A 19,072-nucleotide genomic window follows, 5' to 3' on the forward strand; every position below is an offset into this window, starting at 1 on the left:
CCACTAGGCGCGGGTATTGCTGTCGAATGCTCAGGTCTCATTCCTTCGCGCCCCCCTCTGTCTTGCCGGACATCTCCCCCTCAAGAGGGGAGATTGGCAGCTTCGGCACTTCGCTCGCGCCTGCGACGTTTGAGATTGGCGAAAGCGGTCGAGTGAGTAATCTCTGCCCTTGAGGGGGAGATGGCCGGCAGGCCAGAGGGGGGCGCTGTCCCGCCAGGCGGTCGAGAATTTTATCCTTGATCGACCGCCTCGCTAGCCCGCCACCCATAAAGCCAGTCCAAATCCGCTGCGAGCTTTTCCGGCGAGCGCAATCTCAGAAACAGGTTGCGGGCGACGGCCACCGGGCCCGAAGCGTGCCAGGCGAGACGGTTGAACGCGCCGCGGCGGGCGACCTTCGCGACGCGCGGCCGGCGCATCTTTTCCCAGGCCACAAGCGCCGTTGCTGGATCGGCGGGCGAGGCGGCCACAAGACCGGCAAGGGTCGCGGCATCCTCTATCGCCATTGCCGCGCCCTGCGCCGCAAACGGCGTCATGGCATGTGCCGCGTCGCCGATCAGTGCGATGCCGGCTGATGTCGTCCAGGGTTGTCGCTGGTCGACGGTATGGATCGGCCACGCCGTCCATGGGCCGGCATCCTCGGCAAGCCGGACCAGCGCTGCCGCCGTGCCGCGCATGGCGCCGGCGAGAATCTCCGGGTCGGCGCGGCCGGACCAGCCCTCGGCCATGGTCTCGCCCGCGGTGAAAGCGACCAGGTTGAACGCGCTGCCATGGCTGACGGGATAGGCGACCATATGGAAGCCGGGATGCAGGAATGTCGTCACGCAATCGGCGGCGGCCACCGCGGCGAAGGCTTCTCCGGCAGCACTGTCGGCTCGAACCGTGGTGCGCCAGGCAAGCTCGCCCGAAAACCGGCTTGAGGCGTTTGGGGCAGAAGTCCCATTCCTCGCCGATTCATTCCTGGCCCATCCATTTCTGGCCGAAGCGCCTAGGTCGCGGATCTTCGACCAGACGCCATCTGCACCGATCAGCAGAAAACCACCGGCTTCAACGGTGTTGCCGGCAATCTCGGCCATCGCCGTGACATGGTGCGGCCCCGGGACGACGCCGCCGACGCGCGCGCCGGTGACGAGGCTGATATCAGGCCGATCCGCAAGGCGCGCCATCAGCGCGCCTTGCAGATCGGCGCGGTGGGCGACGAGATAGGGCGCTTGCCAGCGCCTTTCGGCCGCTTCGCCAAGCGGCATCCGCGCCAGCTCGCGCAAGGTGGCGGCATCGCTGAGCACGACCGCCTCCGGCCGCACCGCCGCTGGCAACAGCCGCTCGAGCACACCGAGCTGGCGAAGGATGCGCGTCGCATTGGGCGAAAGCTGGATGCCGGCGCCGGCCGCCTCGAGATGCTCAGCCTGTTCGAACAGCCGCACCAGATAGCCGCGCTCGGAAAATGCCAGTGCCGCGGTCAGTCCGGCTATGCCAGCCCCGGCGATGAGCACCTGCCGGGACCGCGTGTCGTCCATGGGTGTAGCAGAGGGGGGCGTGGCAGGCGCTTCAGGCGGCCTGGTCGATATACAGGCATCCAGCGGGCTGCGTTTCCGTCGCCTTCAGCTTCGGTGAATAGCGGTAGAGCGTCGAGCAATAGGGACAGACTTTCTCGTTGTCGTCACCCATGTCGAGGAACACATGCGGATGGTCGAAAGGCGGATTGGCGCCGGTGCACATGAATTCCTTGACGCCGATGTCGATCGTCGGATAGCCCGCATCGTTCTGGAAGTGGGGAATGGAACCGCCTGCCATCGTCGTCTCCTTCATATCGTGCAATTGCATCTGGATCATAACCCGTCTCTTTGCAAGATCGATGAAATGAAACTGTCGCAAAAGCCTGTCAGAGGATAGATTGCGCCGGCAAGCGGGTGGAAAGAGCAGGAACAATGAACGAACTGAAGCCGGTCCAGAGCGAATTCATCAACGTCGAGACGGCAAGCTCCGAAGGCGGCAACCCGGACCGCTTCGTCAATCGCGAGTTTTCCTGGCTGCAGTTCAACCGGCGCGTTCTCGAGGAATCGCTGAACATCAATCATCCGCTGCTGGAGCGTGTCCGCTTCCTGTCGATATCGGCGGCCAATCTCGACGAGTTCTTCATGGTCCGCGTCGCCGGCCTCGCCGGCCAGGTGCGTGAAGGCATCGCGCTGAAGAGCCCGGACGGCCGCACGCCCGAGCAACAGCTCGAACAATTGCTGCGCGAGGTCGAGCGCCTGCAGGAGGACCAGCAGAAGAGCCTCTCGGCACTGATGCTACTGCTCAACAAGGAAGGCATCGAGAGCATCACCCGCGATGGCCTGACCAAGGACGAAAAAACCTGGCTGGAGGACCATTTCCAGGAGCAGGTCTTTCCGGTGCTGACCCCGCTATCGATCGATCCGGCGCATCCATTCCCGTTCATTCCCAATCTCGGCTTCTCGATGGCGCTGCAATTGCGCCATCGCAAGAACGGCGAGCAAATGAGCGCGCTCTTGCGCCTGCCGGTGGCGCTCAAGCGCTTTATCCGTCTGCCGGATCGCAAGAATCTTGTCCGCTTCATCCCGCTCGAAGAGGCGGTCGGCCTCTATATCGGCAAGCTGTTCCCCGGCTACGAGGTCAAGGGCTCCGGCACGTTCCGCATCATCCGCGACAGCGATATCGAGGTCGAGGAGGAGTCCGAGGATCTCGTGCGCCTGTTCGAGACGGCGCTGAAGCGCCGCCGCCGCGGCTCGGTCATCCGCATCGAGTTCGACATGCTGATGCCGGCGGAACTGCGCGACTTCGTCGCCGTCGAACTCGGCGTGTCGTCGAGCCGCATCAGCGTACTCACCGGTCCGCTGGCGCTCAGCCAGATTTCCGAGATCGTTGCCGTTCCCCGCGAAGATCTCAAGTTCAGGCCCTACAATCCGCGCTTCCCCGAGCGCATCCGCGAGCATGGCGGCGACTGTTTCGCCGCCATCCGCGAAAAGGACATCGTCGTTCACCACCCGTATGAATCCTTCGACGTGGTCGTGCAGTTCCTGCGCCAGGCGATGGCCGACCCGGAAGTGGTGGCGATCAAGCAGACGCTCTACCGCACCTCCAACGACAGCCCGATCGTGCGCGCTCTGGTCGACGCGGCCGAGGCCGGCAAGTCGGTGACGGCGCTGGTCGAGCTCAAGGCCCGCTTCGACGAGGAAGCCAACATCCGCTGGGCGCGCGACCTCGAGCGCGCCGGCGTCCAGGTCGTGTTCGGCTTCCTCGAACTGAAGACCCACGCCAAGATGTCGCTGGTGGTGCGGCGCGAGGACGGCAAGCTGCGCAACTACGTGCATCTCGGCACCGGCAACTACCATCCGGTCACGGCGCGCATCTACACCGACCTGTCCTTCTTCACCACCGATGCGACGATCGCCCGCGATGTCGCCCAGCTGTTCAATTTCATCACCGGCTATGCCGAGCCTACCGAGGAGATGCGTCTGGCGATCTCGCCCTTCACGCTGCGCAACCGCATCCTCAAGCACATTTCCGACGAGATTGCCCATGCGCTGGAAGGCCGGCCGGCGCGCATCTGGATGAAGATGAATTCGCTCGTCGATCCGATCATCATCGACGCGCTTTATGATGCCAGCCGTGCCGGCGTCGAGATCGACCTCGTCGTGCGCGGCATCTGCTGCCTGAGGCCGCAGGTGCCGGGCCTGTCGGAGAACATAAGGGTCAAGTCGATCGTCGGCCGTTTCCTCGAGCACAGCCGCATCTATTGCTTCGGCAACGGCCATGGCCTGCCGTCGGACGGGGCGATCGTCTACATCTCGTCGGCCGACCTGATGCCGCGCAATCTCGACCGTCGCGTCGAGACCATGGTGCCGATCACCAATCCAACTGTGCATGAACAGGTTCTTGGTCAGATCATGCTGGGCAACATCATGGACAACCAGCAAAGTTTCGACGTATTGGCTGACGGAACCTCCCGGCGCGCGGTGCTGGAGGAGGGCGAGGAACCGTTCAACGCGCAGGAATATTTCATGACCAATCCGAGCCTTTCCGGGCGGGGCGATGCGCTGAAATCGCATGCGCCCAAGCGCATCGCGCAGTTCAAGCGCCGCAAGAAAAACGGCGCAGCGTCCAGCTGATGATTTCAACGTCCCAGGGCCGGCTGCAAGACCGCCGACCGCTGTCCATCATCGACATCGGCTCGAACTCGATCCGTCTTGTCATCTATGAGGGGCTGGCGCGCTCGCCGACCACTTTGTTCAATGAAAAGATGCTTGCCGGCCTTGGCCGCGGCATCGTTTCGACCGGGAAGCTCGATCCCGAGGGCGTGACGCGCTCGATGGAGGAGTTTCGGCGGTTCCGCGCGCTCTCCGAACAGGCCGGCGCCGAGCGCATGTATGTGCTGGCGACCGCCGCCGCCCGCGAGGCGGTCAACGGTCCCGACTTCATCCACCGCGCCGAAGACGTGCTCAAGACCGAGGTCCAGGTGCTGAGCGGGCGCCAGGAGGCCTATTATTCGGCGCTTGGCGTCATTTCCGGCTTCCATCCGGCCGACGGAATTGCCGGCGACCTCGGCGGCGGCAGTCTCGAACTGGTCGATGTCGAAGGCGAGGCGATCGGCGACGGCATCACGCTGCCGCTGGGCGGCCTGCGCCTGCAGGACATGGCCAAGAATTCGCTGGCGCAGGCAGCGAAGATCACGCGCGACGAACTCGCGAAGGCGAAATTGCTGAAGGGCGGGCAAGGCCGGCCGTTCTACGCGGTCGGCGGCACCTGGCGAAACCTCGCCCGGCTGCACATGGAAATGACCAACTATCCGCTGGCCGTCATGCATCACTACGAGATCGGCATCGACAGCGCCGCCAATTTCCTCAAGCAGGTGGCCAAGGGCGAGATCGAGAAGGTGAAGGGCATTGAGGGCGTCTCGAAGAACCGCCGCTCGCTGCTGCCTTATGGCGCCATCGTGCTGCAGGAGATCATGGCGGCGATGCAGCCTTCCAGGATCATCGTCTCGGCGCTGGGCGTGCGCGAAGGTTTTCTCTATTCGCTGCTCGAAGAGGCCGAGCAAAGGGCCGATCCGCTGATTTCCGCCTCGGAGGAACTCGCCCGGCTGCGCTCGCGCTCGGTTACCCATGCGCATGAGCTGGTCGAATGGACGGGCAAGACCTTTGCCGCCTTCGGCCTGGACGAGACCGAGAACGAGACGCGCTACCGGCAGGCGGCTTGCCTGCTTGCCGATATTGGCTGGCGCGCGCATCCCGAATATCGCGGCAGGCAGTCACTTAACATCATCGCCCACGCCTCCTTCATCGGCGTCGACCATCCCGGCCGCGCCTTCCTGGCGCTGACCAATGCTTATCGGCACGACGGCATCTTCAACGAATCCATTGCGCCGGAAATCAAGGCGTTGGCGAGCCCACGCTACATCGAGCGCGCCCGCATGCTGGCCGCCACCATGCGCGTCGTCTACCTGCTGACCGCGGCGATGCCTGGCATCATGCCGCGGCTGAAATGGGAAAGCCGCCCCAATGGGGCGTTGGCGCTGGTGCTGCCGGCACCGCTGGCCGATCTTTACGGCGAGCGGCCGGCCGGCCGGCTGGCGCAACTGGCGAGAGTCACCAATCGCCGGCTGGTGCTGGCGGTCGAGGGCGGGCCCAGTGTTTCCGTCAAATAGGTCGTTTCGGTCAAATAGGTCGTTTCAGTCACGTGACGTCGGCGCCGACTCCAAACGCTCGACCGTCGACCGACCAGGCGCCGGCGCCCGCCATCGCCAGCGCGAGAAAGCCGCCAGCGATGGCGATGTCCTTCATCAGCATCTGTGAATGCATGAAGGTGAGCGTCGGATCGCCGCCGCCTTGGCCGTAATGGCCAATGAAGCCGGCGGCAACGCAAAAGGCGGCGAGCAGCAGCGCCACGATCGGCGTCTTGAATCCGACGAGGATGGCGAGCCCGGCAATCAGCTCGAACAACCCCGTTGCCCAGGCAACGAGCGTCGGCAGCGGCAGGCCGAGCCCGGCAAAATAGCCTGAGGTGCCGGCGATGTCGGCAAGCGCGTCGAAGCCGGAAGGGACGAACAGCGCGGCGAGCAACAGCCGGGAAACGAGAAGCAGCACATTACGGGGCATGGTCACCTCCGTTGTCGGCGGCCGGTTGGCCTGCTCGGTATCCAGTCTAGCAGACATCGCTGGGGCGCATGCACAGACAACGAAAAAGGGGCACGGAAAATTCCGCGCCCCTTTGCCATGGACAATCCCCGGTCGTCTTTAGCAGCTTAGTCTAGCTGTTTGATACCAGGCTTTGATGGGGCATCCTTGTCCTCCGAATCAAGGGATGAGCTATGGGCCAGGTTCTTCATGGGAGCGCCACGACGACAGAGGCGGTCCGTCGAGCGATATAGCATAGTCAAGAGAGCCTGAGGGCGCTGGCGAAGCGCTACGGGATCAACGTTCACGTTCGCGTGTTGACCACGGGGCATCTCGCCAAAGTGGCGGGCGTGACCACGCCGACCGTCCGCTACTATGAGGAGATTGGCCTATTACTGCCGGCGGGACGCACAATGGGCGGCCAGCGCACGTAAACCGACCGCGACCTCGAGCCTCTGACCTTCATTCGCAGGTCGCGCGATTTCGGATTTTCCATCGAGCAGGTGCGCAAGCTCGTCGGACTGTCGATCAGCCGCGACGAGGACTGCACCCAGGTTCGCGATATATCGAGCGCGCACCTCGCCGAAGTGTGCAGCAAGCTCGATGAATTGAAAGCGCTCGAAGGCAGCCTGGAACGGTTCGTCACGCAGTGCGATGCTGTTTGCGCGGCGGTGCCGGACGCGATTGCGTTGTCTTCCGCGATATGTCTGACCCGACATCCTGCGGCTCCGGCTGAAGGAATCCTGGGTAGTCGGGATCGCCCGACCGTCCTAAAGGGACCAAGCCCTCATGCCGACTTGGCCATCTCGCGCGCCCAGCGCCTGGGCGGCGATCCGTGAGAGTCTTCTGTTCTTCATGATGCCGCGCCGCCCCGGTCGCGGGGGGTTCGGTTGCCGGGTGACGCTCCCATGGCGCCCCGAGGCTTCGTGCGACCCTCGTGCCGATGAATGAGCACATAGGGCACTGCGCCGAGCAGGAAAACGCCGGCGAAGGTCGCATAAACGGTCCAGTCGTACTGCGCCGCGAGCAAGAGCGACGCAACGACTCCCAGCACCGCCGTCGGCGGTACGTTCGCAATCGATGGGAGGCGGAATGGCCGCTTCAGGTCGGGCTGCGAGAAGCGTAGCACGATCACGGCCAGGTTGATCGCGGCGAAGACCAGCGTGACACCGAGCGAGGACAGGCTGGCGACGAACTCGATCTTGCCGACAGCGGCAAATCCGCAGGCCACTGCCAGATAGGCAAGCGCTCCGACCCACGGGCTGCGGCTCGAGCCCAGCGTCCTCGCCAGAAGCTTCGGCAAGTCGCCGTCGCGCGCCATGCCGAACAGCAGCCGGCTCCCCGACAGCGAACTGCTCAGCACCGCGTTGGCCGTGGCGATGAGCGCGGCGCCGATGATGACCGTCGCGAAGGTTCCGCCCAGTTTCCCCGCCGCGTCCGCAAGTGGGGATTGCGAACCGGCGAGATCGGCGGCGCTCATAAGGCTGAGGACGCCGAGGATCACAGCGAGATACACCGCCGTGGTGCCGCCCAGCGCGATCATGAAGGCGCGCCACAGGTCGCGATCCGGTCGCTTCGCTTCTTCGGAGAGCGAAGCCATGTGCTCGTAGCCCGAATAGATGAAGAAGAGGATCGCCGCGCCCTGCAGGACGCCGCCGGGATTGTCCGGCCAGGCCAACAGGTTGGGCAGGCCGCGGTCGCCGGAGGGGATAGCGAACAGCGCGAAACCGATCAGGCAGGCCACCTGGATGGCCGTCAGCCCGGCGCTGACGAAGGAGGCCTTGCCAATGCCGGCGATATTGATCGCGGTGGCGACTGCCATCAGGGCAAGCGCGGCGAGCACGGGAGCCAGAGGGATAAAACCCTGCGCATAATTGCCAAACGTAAGCGCCACGGTAGCGAGCGTCGCGGCGCCGTGGACGGCGATGAACAGCCCGACGGTGAATGCAAGGGCGGGGAAGAACGGAAAGGTCTTGCGGAGAAAATTGTGTTCTGCACCGGCTCCGGGCAATGCCGAGGCGATCTCGGCATAGGATAGGCCCGAGAAAGCCGAGATGATTGCGGCGACGAGGAAGCTCAGCCAAATGCCGTCACCCGCAGTGGCCGCTGCCGGTCCGATGACGGAGTAGATGCCGGCGCCGATGATGGTGCCGACGCCGTAGAGCGACAGCCGCGCAAGCCCAAGCGATTTGGAAAGTCCGCCGCGATACTCCTGGTCTTCTGCCATTTCTCCGCCCAATGTACGGCCATCGACTTGGGTAACCCTTTGCGGCATCTGTAAGTTCCAAAATCGCTAGAAGTTCAATGAAGATGCGTGTCGGGTAAACGTCGCTTCGGACTTGATGCTCCGGGCGCCTCAGGCAAAGAGTTGTGTAGCAATTGAAGCATTTTGCTCGCCCGCCGCCAGCTCCGCCAGGTGACGATTGAGCGTCCCGAGGAGCCGCTGGAGCACTCCAAGGCCGCAAGTTTCGCCCTGTCATTCCGCGTTCAGAGCGGAACCAATGAATGAGTCGTACGGTTACTTCCCGGGCATGGCGAGTGTCCTCGTGCCTGCGCTGGCTCGGGTGGCGCGTTTTGCGCGAATGACGGTGGTTCCGCTGAAGGATCGCAGCGACAACTGGAGACACGGCGATGAGCACATCGACGAGTACGAGACACGATAACACCCTCGCGCATAACCTCCTCCACCTCACCGAGCGCGGTTCGGGGTCTTCGCTCCTGCTCATCCCATGGCGTGATGGTCTCCGGCGTAATGTATGAGCCGGTCATCGAACACTTCGCGAACCGACATCGCGTCATCATTCCTGACTTGCGGGGTCACGGACGGAGCCGAAACCTGCCGCCGCCCTACACGGCCCCCCAATTCGCGAGCGATCTTGCTCGACTGCTCGATCATTTGGGCGTCGAGTCGATCGCAATCCTCGGCTACTCGCAGGGAGGCGCGATTGCGCAACAATTCGCCCTCGACTGCTGTCGTCTGGTGGGGAATGTGGCGACTTGCGCGCGATTGAGGAGCGGCGATGAAGAACGGAAGAATCCTCGTTTCCGGCGCGGGCATCGCGGGACCGGCCGTTGCCTATTGGCTGGGCAAGCACGGCTTCACGCCCACAATCGTCGAAATAGCGCCGCAACTGCGGACAGGAGGCTTCGCCATCGACGTCCGCGGCCCCGGCGCGGATGTCGTGAAGAAGATGACGCTCTGGCCGCAAGTCCAGGCGCTGAGCACCAACTTCAAGAAGTTCGTCTGCGTGGACGGCGATGGCCGCACGGTCGCCGTGCTTAAAGTCGGCGCGCTCCGGCAAGCGCTGGAGATGGATGAGTTCTGGGTCGAGGTGATGCGGACCGATCTCTCGCGGCTTCTCTATGACCAGACCCGTCAGAAGGTGGAGTATCTCTTCGGCGATTCGATCAAGGCGCTGTCCGATGATGGCGACAGCGTCGATGTCACCTTCGAAAGCGGGACCGAGCGCCGCTTCGACCTCGTCATCGGCGCCGACGGCCAGCGCTCCAATGTGCGCAATCTCGCATTCGGCGAGGACGTGTCCTTCGAAAAATATCTCGGCTACTATGTCGCCGTCGCCGCCGTCGAGACCTCCGAACCGTCGCTTCACACCGCGTTGGTCTATTCGGAGCCGGGAAGAGGGGTCTATCTCTATCGGCCCACTGACAGACACGAGGCGTTGGCCTTCTTCCTGTTCACGCAGAAGGAAAAGCTCGACTGCGGTCCCCATGAGCCCGCTCGCCACAAGGAGATCCTGGCCCATGGCATGCGGGGCATGGGCTGGGAGGCGCCGGAGCTGGTCGCGAAGGCGATGGGCGTTTCCGAACTCTATTTCGATTCAGTCAGCCAGATCAGGATGCCGTCCTGGTCGAAGGGACGGGTGGCGCTCCTGGGGGATGCGGCGTTCGCGCCGTCCTTCCTCACCGGACAGGGCACGCAACTCGCATTGACGTCTGCCTACATACTTGCCGGCGAACTGAAGCGAGCCCAGGGCGACCATGCGCGCGCATTCGCGGCCTATGAGGCCGCGCTGAAGCCGCTCGTCGAGGCGGCGCAGAAGCAGATCGGCGGTACCGCCCCCCTGATGATCCCCAAGACGCGGCTCGGCATATGGCTGCGAAACCGGATCGCGCCGCTCGCCGTGTCGTTGCTCACGGCCACCGCCTCGTCTTGGAAAGGTCTGCTGAGCAGAAAGCCATCGAGCCTGATAGGTGATTACTGACCGCGTTTGGCGTCGATCGAATACGCGCCAGCGCCCGAGGAAGCCAGTACGAGGAAGCCGCCGGCAATCGCCAGGTTCTTCATGAAGTTGATCATCTGCATCTGGTCGGCCCAGCCGGTATGGGCAACCAGGGCTGTGGCGACGGTGAAGATCGCGAGCACCCAGGCAGTGATGCGCGTCTGGAAGCCGACAAGGATGGCAAGGCCGCCGAGCAGCTCGATCAGGCCGACGACAATGGCCGTTACGGTCGGCAGCGGCAGGCCGAGGCTGCCGAAATAGCCGGCGGTGCCGGCAATCGCGGTAAGCTTGCCGAAGCCGGAAAGCAGGAAAATGACGGACAGCAGGACGCGGCCGAGCAGGATCGTGGTCGAAGCGCTTGAAGCGGTGCCGGTGCCGGCGACGGAAGTGTTGGTGGACATGGCGACTCTCCGAATGGGTTTGATGCCCGTTCAGATAGAGGAGGGCGACTGTTCACCAAAGATGCATAAGCGGTGACAGATCGTTCACCGCGGTAAAGCTATCGTGATTGGCCCACTTGTGATTAGCCCCTTCTTAGCCAGCCCCCTTCTTAGCCAGCCCCCTTCTTAGCCAGCCCCTTCTTAGCCAGGATGAGTCATGTCCTCAGGCCGCACCAGCCGGTCGTAATCGGCTTCGCTGACCAGCCCGGTGGCCAAAGCCTCCTCGCGCAGCGTGGTCCCGTTCTTGTGCGCGGTCTTGGCGATCTTGGCGGCGTTGTCGTAGCCGATGGTCGGTGCCAGTGCCGTCACCAGCATCAGCGAGCGGTCGAGCGCCGCCTTGATGTTATCCTCACGCGCCTCGATGCCGACGACGCAATTGTCGGTGAAGGAGATCGAGGCGTCGGCCAGCAATTGCACCGATTGCAGGAAGTTGTAGGCCATCAGCGGGTTGTAGACGTTAAGCTCGAAATGGCCCTGGCTGCCGGCGAAGGTCACTGCGGCATTGTTGCCGAACACCTGGATGCAGACCTGCGTCAACGCCTCGCACTGGGTCGGGTTGACCTTCCCCGGCATGATCGAGGAGCCGGGCTCGTTTTCCGGCAGCGACAATTCGCCGAGGCCGGAGCGTGGGCCGGAGCCGAGCAGGCGGATATCGTTGGCGATCTTGAACAGGGCGCCGGCGCAGGCGTTGATGGCGCCATGCGAGAACACCATGGAATCATGCGCCGCCAGCGCCTCGAACTTGTTCGGCGCCGTGACGAAGGCAATGCCGGTAATGGCGGCAATGCGATCCGCCACTCTCTCGGCGAAGCCGACCGGAGCATTGAGGCCGGTGCCGACGGCTGTGCCGCCCTGCGCCAGTTCCTGCAGGCCGGGCAGCGTCATCTCGATGCGTTTGATCGACGAGGCGACCTGCGCTGCATAGCCCGAGAATTCCTGGCCGAGGGTGAGGGGAGTGGCATCCTGCGTGTGGGTGCGGCCGATCTTGATGATGTGGGCGAAGGCCTTGGTCTTGGTTTCAAGCGCCTTGTGCAGATGCTTCAGCGCCGGCAAGAGGTCGTGCACGATGCGCTCGGCGCAGGCGATATGCATGGCCGTCGGATAGGTGTCGTTCGACGACTGGCTCATATTGACATGGTCGTTGGGATGCACCGGCTTTTTCGAGCCCATGACGCCGCCCAAGAGTTCGATCGCCCGGTTGGAGATCACCTCATTGGCGTTCATGTTGGATTGCGTGCCTGAACCGGTCTGCCAGACGACCAGCGGAAAATGCTCGTTGAGCTTGCCGTCGATGACCTCCTGCGAGGCTTCGATGATCACCTTGCCGATCGCCGGATCGAGCCGCTTCAACTCCATATTGGCTTCTGCCGCCGCGCGCTTGACGATGCCCAGGGCGCGGACGATCGAGACCGGCTGCTTCTCCCAGCCGATCTTGAAATTGCCAAGCGAACGCTGCGCCTGCGCGCCCCAGTAGCGGTCGGCGGCGACTTCGATGGGACCGAATGTGTCGGTTTCGGTTCTGGTCTTTGGCGCGCTCACTTGCCTCTCCGTCTGTCGAATTCGGCAACGGCGTATCGCGTTGCACAAAAGCCTTCAAGCAGAGATTGCAGGCGGGAATGATGCAAATCGGTTGAAGGTGCCGGCAATCTCCCCCCTCGAGGGGGGAGACCTGGATCGCGCCGATGCGGGCGGCGGGCTCGGCCCGCGAGGGCGTGCGCACGGTGTTCGAGGCCGTGGCGACCGAGCTGGAACGGCAGGGCTTCGTGCGCGGCTGCCAGTTCAACAACCTGGCGCATGAATTGTCGCTCGCCGATACGGATTTTCGCACCGCCCTTGCCGGCATCTTTGCCGCATGGCGTAAAGCGATCGCCGACAAGGTGAGGGCCGACCAGCAGGCGGGCAGGGAGCAAGGCACCGATGCGCAGCGCTTCGCGGCACTCGCGGTGGCCACCTATTCCGGCGCCATGTCGATGGCCAAGACGGCGCAGGACGCCGGCGTGCTGCGCGATTGCCTGAACGCGCTGGAACTGGGAGCTTCCCCAGCCGCTAGGGGCGGAGCGAAGCGACGTCGCCGGGTGTTGCTGCGACCCAGAACTCCTTGACGCCGGCAGGCCAGAGGGGGTGGGAAGGATCGCTACGGAACAATTTTCATCCTGCGCCGCTGAGGGGATTCTACTCCGCCAACGGCTTGATCACCTCGTAGCCGACCACGCTTTCGGCGCTCGTGCCCTCGTCATAGCGTTTGGCAAGAACCGCCTGCAAATCGGGCGCGTAGAGGGCGGTGAATTCATCCAGCGTTTCGCCGGCCTGGCTCTTGATCGTCTCCTTGACGGCCAGCACATTGTATTTGCAGGTCCCCAGGCTGAAGGTTTCCTTGCCTTTGACGGCGAGCTCCAGCGTCTCTGTGCCTTTCGGTTGCTTGTTTGGCGCCAGGCGGACGAAAATCGTCTTGCTTTTCGCCCCTGCCTTGAGCGGAAACAGCTTTCTGAGATCGGAAAACGGGATCATCGCAAGCTGGCCCGTATTGCTGTCGCGAAACACCTCGATCAGACCGCCGAACAGGAACTGCGTCTGCGGCGAGGCGGATTCGTATGTGTTGGCGACATGCACCATTCCGCCCGCCGCGGGTCGAAATTCGCTGCTAATGCCGGGCTTCGAAAGGACAAAACCGGCCTTGGCGGCCTTGGCATCGATGCATTCGGCGCCATGCGCGGCGCCCGCCGTGGCCAGGATGACAAGTGTAATGCTGGTGGCGGCAACTCTCATGAGGGCCTCTTCTTTTCCTTCACAACTTGGGCGTTGGTCGCAAAGAAATGCCAGACTCATGCCACGCTGTCGATGGCCGATGGAACTCTGTGCGACACTGGACGGCCGGGCTCTGGTCATGCGAATTTCGGTGCATGAAGAATTGCCGTTCGCTGAAATCGGTCTCTCGGCGCCGCTTCCTGGTGCAAGCGGCAGGCCTTGCGGTAGCGGGCGCCTTTGCGCGTCCCGCGTTCGGCCAGACCGGGCAGCGCATTCAGCCCATCGACGCCACCTTTCTGTTCATCGCCGATGTCCATGCCTGCCGCATGGCCAGCGGCTTGAGCCCGAATTGCCAGCAGGAAGGCAAGACCGACGCTGCCTTGCTGCGCAGCGTCACCGCTTTGAACGGCATTGGCGACAAGCAATGGCCTGCCGAAATCGGCGGCGTCGCCACCCGCTTGCGCTCGGCCGGCAGCCGCATCGCCACGCCGCTCGGTCTCGTCGTCGGCGGCGACATGACCGACGATGGCGGCGGCCAGATCACGGAGCCAAGCGAGGGCACGCAGCTTCTCCAGTTCAGCCAGCGCTATCAGCAAGGCGTCGGCCCCGATCGCGTGCACATGCCGGTCTATGTCGGGCTCGGCAACCATGATCTCGACCAGAACGGTCCGCCACCTCATGTCGACTGGTACCGGCGCGAATTACGCGACTATGTCGAGATCAACCACCGCCCGGGCGTGTTCTTCAAGCCGCCGGTGCCGGCGACCGACTACGATGTCGATACCGATTGCTATTCCTGGGACTGGGGTGGCCTGCATCTCATCCAGACTCACCGCTTCGCCGGTGACACCGGCCACGGCGCGGTCTCCAGCCTGCCATGGCTGAGGCAGGATCTGGCGACCTATGCCGGCGACGGCCGTCCGGTAATCCTGTTCCAGCACTATGGCTGGGACACGTTCTCCATCGAGCGGTGGGATCCGGCCAAAACGACCTTTGACGATGACGGCGCCGGCGCGCCGCACTGGTGGAGCGAGGCGGACCGGCAGGCGCTGCTGGCAACGCTGAAGGGCTACAATGTCATCGCCATCTTTCACGGCCACCAGCATGAGGTGCCGATGATCTACCGCAGCGACGGGGTCGATCTGTTCAAGCCGAAAGCCGCCTATATGGGCGGCTTCGCGCTGGCGAGGGTGACCAGCGACAGCATGGATGTGGTGCTGGGCGAGGCAACCGGAGACCACGGCGAAGTCGCTTTCACCGACGCTTTCTCCAAGGAGTTCTAGAAAAAAAAAAGGGCAGCCTCAGCCGCCTTCCTCGTCGCTATGGTAGCGCCATGCCCGATCAAAACGCCTTCTTCACCTTGTCCTTCACGTCGCCATACGTCTTTTGGACCTTGCCGGCGATCTTGTCGGCTGCGCCCTCGGCCTCGGTCTGCCGGTTACCGGTAACCTTGCCGGCGGCCTGCTTGACCGAGCCTTTGACCTGCTTGGCCACGCCCGCAACCTGATCCTTGTTCACCATTGTCCGCATCTCCTGGGATTGTTTCGTCCGCAGGAGACAGAACGGACCGGTCCGGCTTCGGTTCCAGCCTCGGAATCTGAATTCCGTTCCCTGTAATCTCTTGAGCGACTGGTTGCGCCGGGCGCGGCAATGCGGCTAGGTTCTGCCCGGCTTGCGTGTGAGGACAGGCCGGGGGAGTTCGATGCGTTTTCGCCTTGTCTGTGCCGTTGTGGCCTCCGTGCTTCTGGCCGGCTGCGTCGCCGACGATGTCGGGCCGATCAATGCCTTCACCCCCCAAGCCGGCCAGCCGTCGCCGACCTACATTCCCGATCCGGGAGACGACGGCTCGACCGTGGTCGGCCTCGCCTTCTCCGGCGGTGGTACAAGGGCCGCGGCTTTCTCCTACGGCGTGCTGCGGGCGCTGGACGACATCGTCATCGACGAGCGGCCGCGCAGGCGCACCCTGATCGATGATGTCAGGATGATCTCCGGTGCGTCCGGTGGCGCGGTGGCCGCTGCCTATTTCGGCTACAAGGGCAAGGACGGTTATCGCGACTTTCGCGAGCGGTTCCTGATCCAGAACGCGGAAGCCGACCTCAGGGAGGGGATTTCGCCGGTCAATCTCATGCGCGCCTATTATGGCGGCGTCAATGATCGCAGCGGCTTCGCCAAATGGCTGAACGACTATCTCTTCGATGGCGCGACATTCGACGCCTTCCGCAGGCCTGGCGGCCCCATCGTCTGGATCAATGCCTCCGACATCTACAACCGCACGCCGTTCCTGTTCACCTACGACACCTTCGCGGCTCTGTGCAGCGACCTCGACAAGGTGCGGCTTGCCGATGCGGTGGCGGCCTCGGCCGCCGTGCCGATCGTCTTCGCGCCGATCGTCGTTGCCGCGACCAGCCCGGATTGCGGTTATCAGCGGCCGCAATGGCTGAGCCGGGCGCTCGCCGACCACAACGCTCCGCTGAGGTTGAAGGCTTACGCCGCGGCGCTCGATGCCTACCAGAATGCCGGCCCGCGCGACTATGTGAAGCTGCTGGATGGTGGCCTGACCGACAATATCGGCGTCACCGGCTTCGCGCTCGAACGCGCCGCCGCCGGCACGCCGTACGGCCCGCTTTCGCCATCGGCCGCCGTTCGGCTGACGACGTTGATCTTCATCGTCGCCGATGCCGGCAGCGGCAGCGACCGGAGCTGGGCAAGGTCGCTGCACGGGCCAAAGGCCAGCGAACTGCTCGACGTCACGACCAGCACAACGCTCGCCGCCTCGGTGCGCGACGAATTCGACGCGCTGACGCTGGCTGTCTCGCAATGGCAGGGTGAACTCGTCCGCTATCGCTGCGGCCTGCCTGCCTCGACCGTGTCTGCCTATCGCGGTTCGGCTGCCGGCTGGAACTGCCGCGACGTCCGGCTCGTGGTCCAGCATCTGTCCTTCGCCGATATGGATCAGGCAATGCAGGTCAAGCTGAATGCCGTTCCAACCAGGCTGAGGCTGCCGGTCGAGCAGGTCGACCTCACCATTGAGGCTGGTCGCAAGGCGCTGCTCGTCAATGCGGATATCGCCAGGGCGATCGCCGCCATCCGCGCCCGCGCCGGTGTCGCACCGGGAGCGCAAATAGCTGCGGCACAGGAAAATTGAGCCCACCGCGCCCATCACGGAGAGACCATCTTGGCTGAATTCACGCTCTTTATCGGCAACAAATGCTTCTCGTCCTGGTCGCTCAGGCCATGGGTGGCAATGAAGCATCTGGAAATCCCGTTCGAGGAGGGGTTCGTGCGCCTGCGCACGCCAGAAACTGCCGCCAACCTGGCCAAAGTGTCGCCGACCGGGCTGGTGCCCGTCTTGAATCACAAGCAGTCGAATGGCGGCGGTAAGATCATTTGGGAGACCCTCGCCATCCTTGAATATCTTGCCGACCTTTATCCCGAGAAGAAGCTTTGGCCGACCGATATCGAGGCCCGCGCATTGGCGCGCTCGGCGGCGACCGAGATGCATTCCGGCTTTCGCGAGGTCCGCTATGGCTGGCCGATGAATCTGCGGCGGCCGAAGGCCCATAAGCCGCTCGACGCCGAAGGCGAGGCGCAGCGGGCGCGCATTGAAAACCTGTGGCGGCAATGCCGGGCGCAATACGGCAAGGGCGGGCCGTTCCTGTTCGGTCATTTCACCGCGGCCGATGCCATGTATGCACCTGTCGTCACCCGCTTCGACACCTATGGCGGCGAACTGGCGCCCGATACCAGGGCCTATGTCGACGCCGTGCTCTCAACGCCGGCGATGCGGCACTGGTATGCGGAGGCCGCCAAGGAGACCTGGCCGGAACCGGGGCCGCACGAACAGGACTGATGACGGGACTCCAAGAATACCGTGCGCGACCTATCTGATGGACCGGGCCGGGCACCTGGAGATTCCTTATGACATCTGTTTCTTCCCAACTTGCCGGCAAGGTTGCCCTCGTCACCGGCGCATCGTCGGGCATCGGCGAGGCGACAGCCTCGGCACTCGCCGCCGCCGGCGCAAAGGTGGCGGTTGCCGCCCGCCGCGCCGATCGCCTCGAAGCGCTGGCCGCACGCATCGACAAGGCCGGTGGCACCGCCCTTCGCATCGAGGCCGACGTCACCAGCGCCGGCGATGTCACCGCCATGGTCGACAAGGTCGTCTCCGATTGGGGCCGCCTCGACATCCTCGTCAACAATGCCGGTGTCATGCTCTTGTCGCCGGCGGCGGAAGCGGCCCTCGACGACTGGCGCCGCATGGTCGAGCTCAATCTGCTGGCGCTGATGGGCGTCACCAAGGCGGCACTGCCGCACCTCAAGGCCGCCAAGGGCCATATCGTCAATGTCTCGTCGGTCGCCGGCCGCGTCGCCAACCCCGGCGCAAGCGGCTATGCCGCGACCAAGTTCGGCGTCGTCGGCTTTTCCGAATCGCTGCGCCGCGAAGTCTATGCCGACAAGGTCCGCGTCACCGTCATCGAGCCCGGCCTGGTGCGCACCGAGCTTGGCGACCACATCACCAATGCGGCGTTCAAGGCCGATCTGGGCAAGCGGCTCGCCACCATGGAGGCTTTGACCGCCGAGGACATCGCGGCCGCCATCCTCTATGCGGTAAGCCAGCATCCGCGCGTCAACGTCAACGAGATCGTCATCAGGCCGACCGACCAGGAACGCTGAGGGAGGGGCCGGCTTGCGCTATAACGATTTGCCCGGCCCAAAAACAAGAACGCCCCTCGCGCGTTTTATTGCACGGGAGGCGTCCTTTTTGTCAGCCTTCCGAAATTGCTTTCTGGAGTGCTGACAATGCCAAAATGCACAGGAGCCAGAATGGTTCCCAGCATCGTGCATTTTTTTGTAAGCCGACGCTTTTTTCGTTCGATCCACACTCAGGCTCCCGCGGTAGGTTCCTACCGGGACAGTCATGAAAAAATTGACATCGCTTCAAAAGAAGTCTATGAAAGATTTGTCGATATTTGTTTGACCGACTTTTGTTATCCGCGCGTCAAGCGCGCCTTTGACGAACTTCTCCCATCAAAAATCGAGACAAACGCTGTTGTGCATTCGCGCGACGGCGAACGAATATTGCCAGGGAAAGGGTTCTTCATGTCCACCGGCACAGTAAAATGGTTCAACGCCACCAAAGGTTTTGGTTTTATTCAGCCTGACGATGGCTCGGCAGACGTTTTCGTCCACATCTCGGCCGTCGAGCGCGCCGGCATGCGCGACATCGTCGAAGGCCAGAAGCTCGGTTACGAGATGGTCCGCGACAACAAGTCGGGCAAGATGTCGGCCGACCAGCTGAAGGCGGCCTAAATGCATGTCGCGCAAAAGTGCGCTGCGGTTTTGCGATAACGACATGCATTAACAAGACGGAATTCAGCCTCGCCGGTGACCACGGATGTACTGGCACCGGTGATTGGCGGAGGAGGGGTCAGGCAACGCCTGGCCTTTTTCGTTTCAGACACAGATCGAAAAGAGCGCCGCCCGTCCGCCTGGATGTGCTAAGACGTTTCGGCAA

General features: G+C 63.4%; 19 protein-coding genes and 1 pseudogene. 12 read left to right on the forward strand and 8 right to left on the reverse strand.

From position 1 onward, the window contains the following. Nucleotides 1-230: 230 nt before the first annotated feature. Entirely contained in the window at nucleotides 231-1,514 is a 1,284-nt protein-coding gene (locus tag MESS2_RS14325; RefSeq protein ID WP_008875055.1) for an FAD-dependent monooxygenase, read from the reverse strand. Nucleotides 1,515-1,545: 31 nt separating this feature from the next. After that, nucleotides 1,546-1,791, reverse strand: a complete 246-nt coding sequence (locus MESS2_RS14330) for a zinc-finger domain-containing protein (RefSeq protein WP_008875056.1) — start codon at nucleotides 1,789-1,791, stop codon at nucleotides 1,546-1,548. Between the two features lie 134 nt (nucleotides 1,792-1,925). Between MESS2_RS14330 and MESS2_RS14335 the strand changes: the two genes are divergently transcribed. Together MESS2_RS14335 and ppx are read left to right on the forward strand one after the other, a co-directional pair. Beyond that, the gene (locus MESS2_RS14335; RefSeq protein WP_008875057.1) at nucleotides 1,926-4,127 is read left to right on the forward strand and encodes an RNA degradosome polyphosphate kinase; all 2,202 of its coding nucleotides are present in this window, start codon (nucleotides 1,926-1,928) and stop codon (nucleotides 4,125-4,127) included. Next, a complete protein-coding gene (gene ppx, locus MESS2_RS14340) occupies nucleotides 4,127-5,662 on the forward strand; it encodes an exopolyphosphatase (RefSeq protein ID WP_008875058.1) in 1,536 nt (511 codons plus the stop codon). The genes MESS2_RS14335 and ppx overlap by 1 nt, the downstream gene beginning before the upstream one ends. 28 nt (nucleotides 5,663-5,690) lie before the next feature. On the opposite strand, the gene MESS2_RS14345 is transcribed toward ppx, so the two are convergent. Then, nucleotides 5,691-6,113 (reverse strand): DoxX family protein, encoded by a 423-nt coding sequence (locus MESS2_RS14345; RefSeq protein WP_008875059.1) that lies wholly within the window; start codon nucleotides 6,111-6,113, stop codon nucleotides 5,691-5,693. Nucleotides 6,114-6,481: 368 nt separating this feature from the next. Between MESS2_RS14345 and MESS2_RS33390 the strand changes: the two genes are divergently transcribed. Both MESS2_RS33390 and MESS2_RS33395 read left to right on the forward strand, forming a co-directional pair. Next, the gene (locus tag MESS2_RS33390) at nucleotides 6,482-6,565 is read left to right on the forward strand and encodes a MerR family DNA-binding transcriptional regulator (RefSeq protein ID WP_244439997.1); all 84 of its coding nucleotides are present in this window, start codon (nucleotides 6,482-6,484) and stop codon (nucleotides 6,563-6,565) included. A 69-nt stretch (nucleotides 6,566-6,634) separates the two neighbouring features. Next, on the forward strand, nucleotides 6,635-6,970 hold the full coding sequence (locus tag MESS2_RS33395; protein WP_008875061.1) for a MerR family transcriptional regulator: 336 nt from the start codon (nucleotides 6,635-6,637) through the stop codon (nucleotides 6,968-6,970). A gap of 14 nt (nucleotides 6,971-6,984) precedes the next feature. On the opposite strand, the gene MESS2_RS14355 is transcribed toward MESS2_RS33395, so the two are convergent. After that, nucleotides 6,985-8,358, reverse strand: coding sequence for an APC family permease (locus MESS2_RS14355; protein ID WP_008875062.1), 1,374 nt, complete (start codon nucleotides 8,356-8,358; stop codon nucleotides 6,985-6,987). A gap of 510 nt (nucleotides 8,359-8,868) precedes the next feature. Here MESS2_RS14355 and MESS2_RS34135 point away from each other — a divergent pair. After that, nucleotides 8,869-9,255: pseudogene (locus MESS2_RS34135) on the forward strand (alpha/beta fold hydrolase); the annotation flags it as partial. Next, the gene (locus tag MESS2_RS14365) at nucleotides 9,152-10,354 is read left to right on the forward strand and encodes an FAD-dependent monooxygenase (RefSeq protein WP_008875066.1); all 1,203 of its coding nucleotides are present in this window, start codon (nucleotides 9,152-9,154) and stop codon (nucleotides 10,352-10,354) included. The pseudogene MESS2_RS34135 and the gene MESS2_RS14365, both read left to right, overlap by 104 nt. On the opposite strand, the gene MESS2_RS14370 is transcribed toward MESS2_RS14365, so the two are convergent. Together MESS2_RS14370 and fumC are read right to left on the reverse strand one after the other, a co-directional pair. Further along, nucleotides 10,348-10,773: a DoxX family protein gene (locus tag MESS2_RS14370; protein WP_008875067.1), complete on the reverse strand. Its 426-nt coding sequence runs from the start codon at nucleotides 10,771-10,773 to the stop codon at nucleotides 10,348-10,350. The genes MESS2_RS14365 and MESS2_RS14370 overlap by 7 nt on opposite strands. Before the next feature lie 180 nt (nucleotides 10,774-10,953). Beyond that, entirely contained in the window at nucleotides 10,954-12,351 is a 1,398-nt protein-coding gene (gene fumC, locus MESS2_RS14375; RefSeq protein WP_008875068.1) for a class II fumarate hydratase, read from the reverse strand. A 143-nt stretch (nucleotides 12,352-12,494) separates the two neighbouring features. Between fumC and MESS2_RS14380 the strand changes: the two genes are divergently transcribed. Then, nucleotides 12,495-12,914 (forward strand): LmrA/YxaF family transcription factor, encoded by a 420-nt coding sequence (locus tag MESS2_RS14380; RefSeq protein WP_008875069.1) that lies wholly within the window; start codon nucleotides 12,495-12,497, stop codon nucleotides 12,912-12,914. A 70-nt stretch (nucleotides 12,915-12,984) separates the two neighbouring features. On the opposite strand, the gene MESS2_RS14385 is transcribed toward MESS2_RS14380, so the two are convergent. Continuing rightward, the gene (locus MESS2_RS14385) at nucleotides 12,985-13,578 is read right to left on the reverse strand and encodes a hypothetical protein (RefSeq protein ID WP_008875071.1); all 594 of its coding nucleotides are present in this window, start codon (nucleotides 13,576-13,578) and stop codon (nucleotides 12,985-12,987) included. A 134-nt stretch (nucleotides 13,579-13,712) separates the two neighbouring features. Between MESS2_RS14385 and MESS2_RS14390 the strand changes: the two genes are divergently transcribed. Further along, nucleotides 13,713-14,840, forward strand: coding sequence for a metallophosphoesterase (locus MESS2_RS14390; RefSeq protein ID WP_008875072.1), 1,128 nt, complete (start codon nucleotides 13,713-13,715; stop codon nucleotides 14,838-14,840). A 58-nt stretch (nucleotides 14,841-14,898) separates the two neighbouring features. On the opposite strand, the gene MESS2_RS14395 is transcribed toward MESS2_RS14390, so the two are convergent. Continuing rightward, a complete protein-coding gene (locus MESS2_RS14395; RefSeq protein ID WP_167332441.1) occupies nucleotides 14,899-15,087 on the reverse strand; it encodes a CsbD family protein in 189 nt (62 codons plus the stop codon). 172 nt (nucleotides 15,088-15,259) lie between these two features. Here MESS2_RS14395 and MESS2_RS14400 point away from each other — a divergent pair, with 172 nt between their 5' ends. The 4 genes from MESS2_RS14400 to MESS2_RS33965 all read left to right on the forward strand — a co-directional run bounded on the left by MESS2_RS14400 (nucleotide 15,260) and on the right by MESS2_RS33965 (nucleotide 18,867). Then, entirely contained in the window at nucleotides 15,260-16,702 is a 1,443-nt protein-coding gene (locus MESS2_RS14400) for a patatin-like phospholipase family protein (RefSeq protein ID WP_008875074.1), read from the forward strand. A 30-nt stretch (nucleotides 16,703-16,732) separates the two neighbouring features. After that, on the forward strand, nucleotides 16,733-17,407 hold the full coding sequence (locus tag MESS2_RS14405) for a glutathione S-transferase family protein (RefSeq protein ID WP_008875075.1): 675 nt from the start codon (nucleotides 16,733-16,735) through the stop codon (nucleotides 17,405-17,407). A gap of 68 nt (nucleotides 17,408-17,475) precedes the next feature. Continuing rightward, nucleotides 17,476-18,231, forward strand: coding sequence for an SDR family NAD(P)-dependent oxidoreductase (locus tag MESS2_RS14410; RefSeq protein WP_008875076.1), 756 nt, complete (start codon nucleotides 17,476-17,478; stop codon nucleotides 18,229-18,231). Between the two features lie 426 nt (nucleotides 18,232-18,657). Further along, nucleotides 18,658-18,867, forward strand: coding sequence for a cold-shock protein (locus MESS2_RS33965; RefSeq protein ID WP_010915421.1), 210 nt, complete (start codon nucleotides 18,658-18,660; stop codon nucleotides 18,865-18,867). Nucleotides 18,868-19,072: the final 205 nt, after the last annotated feature.

Origin of the sequence: Mesorhizobium metallidurans STM 2683, from assembly GCF_000350085.1 — a bacterium.
Lineage (GTDB): Bacteria > Pseudomonadota > Alphaproteobacteria > Rhizobiales > Rhizobiaceae > Mesorhizobium > Mesorhizobium metallidurans.